The organism is Streptomyces sp. NPDC054841 (assembly GCF_053611045.1).
On the sequence record NZ_JBSGZO010000274.1, the window covers coordinates 1 to 11415 of the forward strand.

General features: G+C 69.0%; 12 protein-coding genes. 5 read left to right on the forward strand and 7 right to left on the reverse strand.

From position 1 onward, the window contains the following. Positions 1 to 75: 75 nt before the first annotated feature. Positions 76 to 1725, forward strand: a complete 1650-nt coding sequence (locus tag ACWGI8_RS28965; RefSeq protein WP_453665299.1) for a threonine/serine ThrE exporter family protein — start codon at positions 76 to 78, stop codon at positions 1723 to 1725. 90 nt (positions 1726 to 1815) lie between these two features. On the opposite strand, the gene ACWGI8_RS28970 is transcribed toward ACWGI8_RS28965, so the two are convergent. Next, entirely contained in the window at positions 1816 to 2514 is a 699-nt protein-coding gene (locus tag ACWGI8_RS28970; RefSeq protein WP_453665300.1) for a DedA family protein, read from the reverse strand. Between the two features lie 132 nt (positions 2515 to 2646). Here ACWGI8_RS28970 and ACWGI8_RS28975 point away from each other — a divergent pair, with 132 nt between their 5' ends. The 3 genes from ACWGI8_RS28975 to ACWGI8_RS28985 all read left to right on the forward strand — a co-directional run bounded on the left by ACWGI8_RS28975 (position 2647) and on the right by ACWGI8_RS28985 (position 5877). Beyond that, positions 2647 to 3012, forward strand: coding sequence for a YbjQ family protein (locus tag ACWGI8_RS28975; RefSeq protein ID WP_453665301.1), 366 nt, complete (start codon positions 2647 to 2649; stop codon positions 3010 to 3012). A 135-nt stretch (positions 3013 to 3147) separates the two neighbouring features. Then, positions 3148 to 4419 carry an ion channel protein gene (locus ACWGI8_RS28980; RefSeq protein WP_453665303.1) on the forward strand — a complete coding sequence of 424 codons (1272 nt, stop codon included), beginning with the start codon at positions 3148 to 3150 and terminating at the stop codon, positions 4417 to 4419. 39 nt (positions 4420 to 4458) lie between these two features. Beyond that, positions 4459 to 5877, forward strand: coding sequence for a glutamate decarboxylase (locus ACWGI8_RS28985; protein ID WP_453665305.1), 1419 nt, complete (start codon positions 4459 to 4461; stop codon positions 5875 to 5877). Between the two features lie 42 nt (positions 5878 to 5919). Here ACWGI8_RS28985 and ACWGI8_RS28990 read toward each other — a convergent pair whose 3' ends face one another. From ACWGI8_RS28990 to ACWGI8_RS29015, 6 genes are all read right to left on the reverse strand, one after another. After that, a complete protein-coding gene (locus tag ACWGI8_RS28990; RefSeq protein ID WP_453665307.1) occupies positions 5920 to 6057 on the reverse strand; it encodes a hypothetical protein in 138 nt (45 codons plus the stop codon). A 22-nt stretch (positions 6058 to 6079) separates the two neighbouring features. Continuing rightward, positions 6080 to 6721, reverse strand: a complete 642-nt coding sequence (locus ACWGI8_RS28995) for a PadR family transcriptional regulator (RefSeq protein WP_453665309.1) — start codon at positions 6719 to 6721, stop codon at positions 6080 to 6082. Positions 6722 to 6764: 43 nt separating this feature from the next. Next, a complete protein-coding gene (locus ACWGI8_RS29000) occupies positions 6765 to 6986 on the reverse strand; it encodes a hypothetical protein (protein ID WP_453665310.1) in 222 nt (73 codons plus the stop codon). Between the two features lie 106 nt (positions 6987 to 7092). Next, positions 7093 to 7641, reverse strand: a complete 549-nt coding sequence (locus ACWGI8_RS29005) for a DinB family protein (protein WP_453665312.1) — start codon at positions 7639 to 7641, stop codon at positions 7093 to 7095. 116 nt (positions 7642 to 7757) lie between these two features. Next, positions 7758 to 9218 carry an aldehyde dehydrogenase family protein gene (locus ACWGI8_RS29010; RefSeq protein WP_453665314.1) on the reverse strand — a complete coding sequence of 487 codons (1461 nt, stop codon included), beginning with the start codon at positions 9216 to 9218 and terminating at the stop codon, positions 7758 to 7760. A gap of 95 nt (positions 9219 to 9313) precedes the next feature. Beyond that, positions 9314 to 10147 (reverse strand): helix-turn-helix domain-containing protein, encoded by an 834-nt coding sequence (locus ACWGI8_RS29015; protein ID WP_453665316.1) that lies wholly within the window; start codon positions 10145 to 10147, stop codon positions 9314 to 9316. Positions 10148 to 10521: 374 nt separating this feature from the next. On the opposite strand from ACWGI8_RS29015, the gene ACWGI8_RS29020 reads away from it, so the two are divergent. Beyond that, the gene (locus ACWGI8_RS29020) at positions 10522 to 11007 is read left to right on the forward strand and encodes an ATP-binding protein (protein WP_453665315.1); all 486 of its coding nucleotides are present in this window, start codon (positions 10522 to 10524) and stop codon (positions 11005 to 11007) included. The last annotated feature ends 408 nt before the right edge of the window (positions 11008 to 11415 follow it).

The window sequence follows — 11415 nt, forward strand, 5'->3', positions numbered from 1 at the left end:
ACCCCACACGGGGTGCACCGCCCGTCGCATACTTGCCGCACACGGATGCGTCGGTGAGAGTCGGGAGAGAGCGCGGTGGTGGCGGAGCCGGAAGGTCCTGTGGAGGACCGGAAGCCGCAGTCGGACGAGGCGCACAGCGCCTTCGTCCCACCGGAGGGCGTGGAGCAGCCCGGGCCGCCCGAGGAGGACCATCCGTCCTCGGAGTTCGCCGTCCCCGACGGCCTGTCGACGGAGCCCTTCGCCGAGCCCGGGGGCTCCGCGTTCGCGCCGCCGTCCACGTACCGCACCCGGGAGTCGCCGCCCGTCTACACCCCGGCCCACGGCATGCCCGTGATCCAGCTGTCGAAGGACGCGCCGTGGCAGGACCGGATGCGCACGATGCTGCGGATCCCCGTGAGCGAGCGGCCGCTGCCGGAGCCGGTGCAGCGGCACGACGAGGCCGGGCCCGCCGTACCCCGCGTGCTCGACCTGACCCTGCGCATCGGCGAGCTGCTGCTCGCGGGCGGCGAGGGTGCCGAGGACGTCGAGGCGGCGATGCTCGCGATCACGAGCTCGTACGGGCTCGACCACTGCGAGCCCACGGTCACGTTCACGCTGCTGTCGATCACGTACCAGCCCTCGCTCGTCGACGACCCGGTGACGGCGAACCGGACGGTACGCCGCCGGGGCACCGACTACACCCGGCTGACCGCCGTCTACCAACTGGTCGCCGACATCAGCGGCGAGGACCACGAAGTCAAGCTGGACGAGGCGTACCGGCGGCTCGCCGAGATCCGCCGTAACCGGCATCCGTATCCCGGCTGGGTGCTCACGCTCGCCGCGGGCGTCCTGGCCGGCGCGGCGTCCGTGCTGGTGGGCGGCGGGGCGCTGGTGTTCCTGGCAGCGGCGGTCGGCGCGATGCTGGGCGACCGGCTGGCGTGGCTCTGCGCGGGGCGCGGACTGCCGGAGTTCTACCAGTTCGTGGTGGCGGCGATGCCGCCCGCCGCGATCGGGGTGGCGCTCAGTGCGCTCCACGCGGACCTGCGGCCCTCCGCGGTGATCACGGGTGGGCTGTTCGCGCTGATCCCGGGGCGGGCGCTGGTGGCGGCCGTCCAGGACGGGCTGACGGGCTTCTACATCACGGCCTCGGCCCGGCTGCTGGAGGTCGCCTACTTCTTCGTGGCGATCGTCGTCGGGGTGCTGACGGTGCTGTACGTGGGCGTGCAGTTCGAGGCGAACCTCACTCCCGAGGGGGCGCTCAGCGTCGTCGAGCGGCCCGTGGTGCAGATCCTGGCGTCGATGGTGCTGTGCCTGACCTTCGCCGTACTGCTGCAACAGGATCGTTCCACCGTGCTGATCGCGGCGTTCAACGGCGGGGTCGCATGGGTCGTCTACGCGGCGATCGCGGTGACGGCGGGCGGGTCGTCGGTGCTGGCGACGGCCGTGGCGGCGGGTCTGGTGGGTCTGTTCGGGCAGCTCCTGGCGCGCTACCAGCACACTTCGTCACTGCCGTACGTGACGGCGGCGATCGGCCCGCTGCTGCCCGGTAGCGCCACGTACTTCGGGGTCCTGCACATCGCGCAGAACAACATGGACCAGGGCTTCGCCTCGCTGGCCAGGGCGGCGGCGCTGGCACTGGCCATCGCGATCGGGGTGAACCTGGGCGGTGAGATCGCCCGGATGTTCCTGCGCAGCCCGGCCGCCGCGGGCCGTCGCCGCGCGGCCAAGCGCACGCGCGGCTTCTAGGGCCTGTCCGGGACCGGGACAGGACCTGGCGCCCTGGCGGCTTCAGCCGGCGCCCCGGAGGCGAACCGAGTCCCGAACGAAGGTGCGTCCTCAGCGCTTGGCGTGACGGCCGCGCTGGGCGGACTGGGCTCCCTGGGGCTCGGCCGGCGGGTTGGCCGCGGCTTGCTTCTTGCCCTTGGAGCGGGCGCGCAGGAACTCGATCGCGATCGGGACGACCGAGATGAGCACGATGGCGATGAGGATCGCCTCGATGTGCTTGTGGACGAACTCGACGTTGCCGAGCGCGGCGCCGAGGAGCGTGACTCCGGCGCCCCAGAGCACACCGCCGATGATGTTGAAGGTGAGGAACGAGCGGTAGTTCATCCGGCTCACACCGGCGATGATCGGCGTGAACGTACGGACGATCGGTACGAAGCGGGCGAGGACCAGCGACTTCGGGCCGTACTTCTCGAAGAACTCGTGCGCCTTCTCCACGTTCTCCTGCTTGAAGAGCTTGGAGTCCGGGCGCTTGAAGAGGGCGGGCCCGACCTTGCGGCCGAAGAGATAGCCGACCTGGTCGCCGATGATCGCGGCGAGCACGACGAGGGCGCAGACGATCCACAGCGGTACGTCGATCTTGTCCGCGGTCACCAGCAGGCCCGTGGTGAACAGCAGCGAGTCGCCCGGCAGGAAGAACCCGATCAGCAGACCGGACTCGGCGAACACGATGGCGAGTACGCCGATCAGGCCGAAGGTGGTGATCAGATAGTCCGGGTCCAGCCAGCTCGGTCCGAGCGCAAGGGTGTTCACGAGGTCCGGGCTCCTGTGTGATTGGTCGATCGACGTGGCGAGTGCCCAAAACTATCAACGCATCCGGGTGGTGACGGGTTCCACCGGTCCTCTCCGGATGCGAGGTGAACGGACGGCCACAAGGCTGTGGCCATGGGTATTGATGAGTACGGCGGCGGGCAGGGCCCTCACTCCGATGTGCTGGTCGTCACAACGAACGACGTCCCGGGCTTCCGGGTGGAGCAGGTGATCGGCGAGGTCTTCGGGCTGACGGTGCGTTCGCGGCACCTGGGAAGCCAGATCGGCGCGGGCCTGAAGTCGATGGTCGGCGGTGAGCTCAAGGGCCTGACGAAGACCCTCGTGCAGACCCGTAACCAGGCCATGGAGCGGCTGGTCGAACAGGCGCGCTCGCGGGGCGCGAACGCCGTGCTCATGTTCCGTTTCGATGTGACGGAGGCGGCGGACGTGGGCACGGAGGTGTGCGCCTACGGCACGGCCGTGGTGATCGCCAGGACGTGACGGCGCCACCGGGACCATCGGCGGTCCGCGGTCGGGCCAGGGGTACGCACAACGGCTTCGGTCCTCACGCCACGCATGGCGCACGCCCTTTAATTTCGCGCCTTACGGGCGATTTGTGCCGTTATCGTGAGGCCCGTGACGACGACCGAGCACGCCCCGCCGGCCACCCCGGCGCGCGATCTGCTGCCGCTGATCCTCCCCGCGATCGTCGTCGGAGTCGCCTCGAGCCTGCTTCTGCTGGGCGTGACCGCGGTCTCGGAGCAGCTCAAGAACGTCCTGTGGGAGGTTCTGCCCGACGCAATCGGTATCGGCCCCTATTCGGCGCTCTGGGTGATCGCCGTGCTGACGGCGACGGGCCTGGCCGTGGGGCTCGTGGTGTGGAAGGTGTACGGGCACGCCGGGCCCGATCCGGCCACGATGGGGCTCGTCGACCCCCCGCTGCCGGCCCCGGTGGTGCCCGGGCTGCTGCTCGCCTCCGCGCTCGCGCTGGCCGGCGGGGTCAGCCTCGGCCCGGAGAACCCCATCACCGCCGCGAACATCGCGCTCGCCGCCTGGCTCGGCCGCAAGGCGATGCACGGCTCGGGCGCGGACCTGTGGGCGGGCCTCGCCGCCGCGGGCACGATCGGCGCGCTCTTCGGTACGCCCGTGGCGGCCGCGCTGATCCTCACCGAGAGCATGGCGGCGCGCCCGGCACCCGGGGCGCTCTGGGACAAGCTGTTCGCCCCGCTCATCGCCGGCGGAGCCGGCGCGCTGACCACCGAACTGATCGCGCACCCGACGTTCGATCTCGCGCTGCCCGACCTGGGGGGATCGCGCTGGGGCGATGTGCCGGCGGCGATGGCGGTCTCCTCGCTGGGCGCGCTGGTCGGCATGGCGGCCGTGTACGCGTTCCCGTACGCCCATGCCGCGTTCCGGAAGCTCCGGCACCCCGTACTGATGATCGGTGCGGGCGGACTGGTGCTCGGGCTGCTCGGGGCCCTGGGCGGGAGCCTGACGCTCTTCAAGGGCCTGGACGAGATGAAGGTGCTGGCCTCGGACCCCACGGGTTGGTCGTCCCGGCAGTTCGCGCTGATGACGGTGGTCAAGCTGGCCGCGCTCACGGTCGCGGCGGCGTGCGGGTTCCGCGGCGGACGGATCTTCCCCTCGGTGTTCATCGGGGTCGCGCTCGGGCTGGGCGTCAGCGCGCTCGTACCCGAGGTGCATCCGACGCTCGGGGTGGTCTGCGCGGTGCTCGGCATCCTGCTGGCGATCACCCGGCAGGGCTGGCTGAGCCTGTTCACCGCGGCCATTCTCGCCGCCGACCAGCACGTGTTCCCGCTGCTGTGCGTCGCCGTGCTGCCGGCCTGGCTGCTGGTGACCGGACGGCCGCTGATGCAACTCCACGACGACGGCACATCCCTGCGTTGAAAGACGACGGCACATCCCTGCTTGGAAAGGCGACCGGACATGGCACTGCACAAAGGCGGAACGGACCGCGAGGAAAGCCCGGAGCGGCGCAGGCTCTCGCTCAATCCCTTCTACGGGGAGGCCGATCCGACCGGGTCGATGACCTCGGCGCCGCCCAAGCACCAGCTTCCGGACGGGCCGATGGCGCCCGCTACGGCCTATCAACTGGTCCATGACGAGCTGATGCTGGACGGCAACTCGCGCCTGAATCTCGCCACGTTCGTGACGACGTGGATGGAGCCGGAGGCCGGGGTGCTGATGGCGGAGTGCCGCGACAAGAACATGATCGACAAGGACGAGTACCCGCGTACGGCCGAACTGGAGCGGCGGTGTGTGGCGATGCTCGCCGACCTCTGGCACGCACCGGCCCCGGAGACGACGGTCGGCTGCTCGACGACCGGGTCGAGCGAGGCGTGCATGCTCGCCGGGATGGCGCTGAAGCGCCGGTGGGCGAAGCGCAACGCGGACCGGTATCCCGGCGCCCGGCCGAATCTCGTCATGGGCGTCAATGTGCAGGTCTGCTGGGACAAGTTCTGCAACTTCTGGGAGGTGGAGCCGCGGCTGGTCCCGATGGAGGGCGACCGCTTCCACATCGACCCGCAGGCGGCGGCCGATCTGTGCGACGAGAACACGATCGGAGTGGTCGCGATCCTGGGCTCCACCTTCGACGGGTCGTACGAGCCCGTCGGGGAGGTCTGCACGGCGCTGGACGCACTGCAGGAACGTACGGGACTCGACATCCCGGTCCATGTGGACGGGGCGTCGGGGGCGATGGTGGCGCCGTTCGTGGACGAGGACCTGGTCTGGGACTTCCGGCTGCCGCGGGTGTCGTCGATCAACACCTCCGGGCACAAATACGGGCTGGTCTACCCGGGGGTGGGATGGGCACTGTGGCGCTCGCCGGAGGATCTCCCCGAGGAACTGGTCTTCCGGGTCAACTACCTGGGCGGCGACATGCCGACGTTCGCGCTCAACTTCTCGCGGCCGGGAGCCCAGGTCGTGGCGCAGTATTACACGTTTCTGCGGCTCGGCCGTGAAGGGTACCGGGCCGTGCAGCAGACGACCCGGGACGTCGCGCGACGCCTCGCGGACCACATCGGGAGGATCGAGGAATTCCAACTGCTCACCCGGGGCGACGAGTTGCCGGTCTTCGCCGTCACCACGGCTCCGGACATCAAGAACTTCGACGTCTTCGACGTCTCGCGCCGGCTGCGGGAGAGCGGCTGGCTGGTGCCCGCCTATACCTTCCCGCCGAACCGCGAGGACCTGTCGGTCCTGCGCTTCGTCTGCCGCAACGGCTTCTCGGCGGACCTGTCGGCGCTGCTGATGGAGGACCTGAACCGGATCCTCCCCGACCTCCGCGCCCAGAGCGCCCCCCTCAGCAAGGACAGATCGGCGGCGACGAGCTTCCACCACTGAGCGGAGCGGGGCCGGGGGGTGCCACGCACCCCCCGGGAGAAGTCAGCGGCTCAGCCGCGCGAAGCGCCGCACCGCCCAGGGGAAGAAGACCGCGATCAGGAGCGCCGGCCAGGCGGTCGCAAGGAAGGCCGCGGTGCCGCCGTGCCGGCGCCGGCCGATCGCGTAGCCGACGGTGATCACGACGACTGCTGGTCAAACTTGATTACTCTTGATCGCCCTCGTGCGGGACACCCGTCGCATAGGGGTTCTCCTGCCCCTCGGCGAGCACCCCCACAAACGACCCACCCTCCCCCGCGAAGGTGTACGCCCCGCCCTCGATCCGCTCGATCAGACCGCGCGTCCACGCCGCTCCCGCGTCCGCCGAGTGGACCCACATGTTCATGATCTCGCCGATGTGGCCGAGCTGTCCGGGCCCGTCCTCGGGGGTGTAGTACTCGGTGACCGCCGCGCGCCACTCCTCGATCCCGCGCACCCGCTCCTGGAGCAGTTCCACGGCCTCGTGCCGCTCCAGGTCCACGATGAAGCCGACCCCCGCCGAGAGCACGTCCATCTTCTGGTCGTACGAGGTCAGCGCCTCGCGCAGGAGTGCGAAGAACTCCTTGGTGCCGCTCTCGGTGATCTCGTACTCGGTGCGCGGCGGGCCGCCGGCCGTGGACGGCGCGATCTCATGGGCGTGCAGCAGTCCCTGCTTCGCCATGTGCTTGAGCGCGTGATAGATCGAGCCGGGCTTGGCGTTCGACCATTCATGCGCACCCCAGTACTCCAGGTCGTTGCGGACCTGATAGCCGTGCGCCCGCCCGTGCTGTCGCACGGCCCCGAGGACCAGAAGCCGGATCGCTGACATGTGCGCGCACCCCTTCTATTCAACTTTGACTAGGGTACGCGCGCTAAGGAACCCACTTGTACTTGCCGCCGCCGACCCATCTCACGTGCGCGGGATCGTCGAGATCGACGTGCTTCAGTCCCGCGTCGTACGCCAGTTGGATCACGTCCAGCATGTCGCGCGCAATCCCCGCCGCGACCCCGTTGATCTCCACCATACGGAACGGTGGATCACCCGGGATGACACGGAGGACGACCACCGGGGCCACTGCTCCTTCTTCGCTCATGCTTCAAGCGTGGGGCAGGGCCAGGGCGCACGCATGAGGGAGAGGTCCGGCGAGCACCGTGTCCGGGCCCGGGGCCGTCGCCCCGGACCGTTGCGCCGGACAGGCCCTAACTCCAGCTCTGGCCGCTCTCCAGCGCCACCAGCTCGAACGAGTTCTTCCCGTCCAGCGACTCGCGGACGATGTCCGCGTGGCCCGCGTGCCGGCCGATCTCCTCGACCAGATGCAGCATCAGCCAGCGCATGGACACCCGGCCCTCCTTCGGGAACCACGGCGCCTCGGGCAGCGGGAAGGAGTCGTCCAGGCTCGGCACGGAGCGGATGAACTCCTCGGTCTCCTTGGCCACACCGTCCCAGAAGGCCAGCGTGTCCGGGATCGTCTCGCCGTCGACGAGCCGGAAGCTGTCTGCCCAGGTCTCCTCGGTCCGCTGCCTCTCGTTCGGCCGCTGCTGCGCCATCCGCAGCCAGTTCAGCTCGGTCTCGGCGACATGCTTGAGCAGACCGGAGAGCGACAGCTCGCTGGCGCTGGGGCGGCTCGCCGCCTGCTCCTCGGTCAGACCGAGCACGGACCGGCGGATCGCGCCACGCTGCGCCTCCACAAAGCTGAGCAGCGCGCCGCGCTCGTCGCCCTGGGCCTCTGCGGGAACGTGAGTGACCATGATGTCCGCCTTCGCATGGGAGCTGGTGCGGCCGCTCGTGCGGCCGCCCTGACAACTCCCAAGCTACGGACCTTTGCGGTCAGCTTCTGTCCGCAAGTCTCCCGCGGGCACAATTCTCAGAAGGGGAAGACGGAACGTCCCCGCTGCACCGAGATCCACTTCTGGGTGGTGAACACCTCGACCATCGCCTCACCGTTCAGCCGCCCCAGGCCGGAGGCCTTTTCGCCGCCGAAGGGGACGATCGGCTCGTCGTGGACGGTCGAGTCGTTGATGTGGATCATTCCGGTGTGGATCCGCTGGGCGAGGGCCACCCCGCGCTCGATGTCCCCGGTGTGCACGGCCCCGCTGAGCCCGTACGGCGTGTCGTTGGCGATCCGGATCGCCTCCTCCTCCCCGTCGAACGGTACGAGGAGCACCACCGGGCCGAAGATCTCCTGCGACAGGACGGGCGAGTCGGCCGCCAGGCCGGTCAGCACGGACGGGGAGACCACATTGCCCTCGGTCCGGCCGCGGAGCAGGGCCGTCGCGCCCGCCTCGACGGACTGCTCGACCAGGTTCGACACCGCCTCGGCCTGCAGGGAGTTGATGAGGGGGCCGATGTGGGTCTGCGGGTCGGCGGGGTCGCCTACCTTGAGCGTCTTGACCTTGGCGACCAGCTTCTCGGTGAACTCCTGCTCCACCTTGCGGTCGACCAGGATGCGGTTGGCCGCCATGCAGACCTGGCCCTGGTGCACGTAACGGCTGAAGACGGCTGCGTCGACGGCGTAGTCGATGTCGGCGTCGTCGAGCACGATGAAGGCGCTGTTGCCGCCGAGTTCGAGGACGGCGTGCTTGAAGTTCGCCGCGCAGACGGTCGCGACGTGGCGGCCCACCCGGTCGGAGCCCGTGAAGGAGATGACCTTCGGGACGGGGTGCTCTATCAGCGCGTCGCCGATCTCTGCTATGTCCGTGATCACGACATTCAGCAGTCCGGCGGGCAGGCCCGCGTCCTCGAACACCTTGGCCACCAGGGATCCGCCGCAGATCGGCGTGTTCTGGTGCGGCTTGAGCACCACGGCGTTGCCGAGAGCCAGCGCCGGCGCGACCGACTTGATCGACAGGAGGAAGGGGAAGTTGAACGGGCTGATGACGCCGACGACGCCGACGGGGAGCCGGTAGACGCGGTTCTCCTTGCCGTCGACCGGCGAGGGCAGGATGCGGCCCTCGGGGCGCAGCGACAGCTGGATCGCCTCGCGCAGGAACTCCTTGGCGAGGTGCAGTTCGAACCCCGCCTTCAGACGGGTCCCGCCCAGCTCGGCGACGATCGCCTCGGAGATCTCCTCCTCGCGGTCCTCTATGACCCTCAGGGCGCGCTCGAAGACCCCACGGCGGGAGTACGGGTTGGTGGCCGCCCACTCCTTCTGCGCGCGCTCCGCGGCCCGGTAGGCCTCATCCACCTCGTGCGCTGTGGCGACGGTGATGGAGGCCAGCTTCTCCTCGTTGTACGGATTGAAGTCGATGATGTCCCAGGAGCCGCTGCCCGGGCGCCATTCGCCATCGATGTACTGGAGTGCCAGATCGCTGAAGAAGGAGGACATGAGATCCCTTACCGCCGCGGAAGCAGATGAAGATGCAGATGCAGATGGAGATGCAGTTACCGGTTCGCCTGATGCCACGTCATCGTACTGGCCAGTCAGGTGAGTTGGAGGAGACCACGGAGAAGGTCCCGGCTCTCGGCCGGGCCCGGACTGTCCTGCCGGAGGCGCTCCATCACCCGTTCGTACTGCGCGACCTCCTCGCGCTTGTCGAGGTACAGCGCGCTGGTCAGCTGCTCCAGATAGACGATGTCGGAGAGGTCCGACTCCGGGAAGCGCAGCATCGTGAAGGCCCCGGATTCACCCGCGTGGCCGCCGAAGCTGAAGGGCATGACCTGAAGGGTGATGTTCGACTGCTCGGAGACCTCGATCAGATGCCTCAGCTGGCCCTGCATCACGGCCCGGTCGCCGTAGGGACGACGCAGGGCGGCCTCGTCCAGGACGGCGTGGAAGCGAGGTGCGCGCTCGGAGACGAGCGCCTTCTGACGCTCCAGCCGCAGCGCGACCCGGCGGTCGATCTCGGCGCTCGGCGCGCCGGGCATACCGCGCGCGACGACCGCATGCGCGTACGCCTCGGTCTGCAGCAGGCCGTGGACGAACTGGACCTCGTAGATCCGGATGAGCGAGGCGGCGCCCTCCAGGCCGATGTACGTCTGGAACCAGCCGGGCAGCACATCGCCGTAGCTGTGCCACCAGCCCGCCACATTGGCTTCCTTGGCCAGGCCGAGCAGTGAGGCGCGCTCCGCCTCGTCGATGACGCCGTAGAGCGTGAGGAGGTCCTCGACGTCCCTGGCCTTGAAGCTCACCCTTCCCAACTCCATACGGCTGATCTTGGATTCGGATGCGCGGATCGAGTAGCCCGCGGCCTCGCGGGTGATGCCGCGCGACTCACGCAGCCGCCTCAGCTGCGAGCCAAGCAGGATGCGGCGCACCACAGACCCTCCGCCAGGACCATCGGCCCGGGGGTAGCCCCACGACTCCACTGCAGTCACGTCTCCAACCCTCCCCTTCGCCATCGCTGTCTCGGGGCACCCCCGAACCCCGAGCCCCGGATTCTGCCACCAAAACGCTTCAGCCCGTACTCATTCGATTACGGAAATGAGACGCCTTTGAGAAGGGGGCGAAAGAAGCGCAGGGAAGATATGAGCGTGAACCGGCACGGGTTCGGACAGGTCCGGCGCGTGCACGTGCATCTGCCCTTGCATCTGATGTACGCATTCGGAACCATGGACCCCGCGCACCTGCGTACTCGTTCGTGCTCGTTCGTGTTGTAGCGTCACAGCCGCGATTCCCGGGAGTGCCTCGCATGGGAACGAATGGATCGACCATGCTCGAGCCGTTACGGCAGGGCCTTCCGCCGATCGATCCCGCGGCCGTCTCCAGTTCCGCCTCATGCACTCTTCCCGCCCGGTACGAAGCTGTGCGCGGCGCCCGGAAGTTCACGAGCAGAACACTCACCCGGTGGGAGCTGAACGAACACTTCGACGATGTCGCTCTCGTCGTCTCCGAACTCGTCACCAACGCACTGCGGCACGCCCTCCCCTCGGACACTCCGCGTGATCAGGAGCCGCCCGTGCGGCTGCACTTGATGCGCTGGACGAGCCGGCTGGTGTGCGCGGTGCGCGACCCCAGCAAGGAAAGCCCCGTCGCGGGCGAGGCGGAGGACTCCGCCGAATGCGGCCGGGGGCTTTTCCTGGTGGACTCCTTCAGCGACAGCTGGGGCTGGCACCCGCTGGCCGGGCCACTGACCGGAAAGGTCGTCTGGGCACTGTTCCGCCTGTCCGCGGAGTGAGCGGCGGACGTGGATGCATACACGGATGCAGATACAGATGTAGACGTAGATGCAGACGTGTACGAGCGGCTTGCGATCGCACGGCGTGAGCGGCCCACCCCCCTGAGGGGCCGGCCGCCTAGGCCCTGTCCGGGCGATCTTGTCGGGCCCGCGACGACAGCTACGGCACCTCGCTGCGTTGTCGGAGTCGCCCAAGTACGCCCAGTACGAGGGCGATCCTCCGCCTTGCGATGCGTCCCCTCGGCCCCAGGGGGCCGGGGGAGACCCCATGCATCTGACGCCGCGGCCTGGTCCTCGAAGATCGCCCGGACAGGACCTAAGGGCTGTCCCGTAATCCCCGGCGGGCGCACGACGACAGCTACGGCACCTCGCTGCGTTGTCGGATCGCCCGAATACGCCCAGTATGAG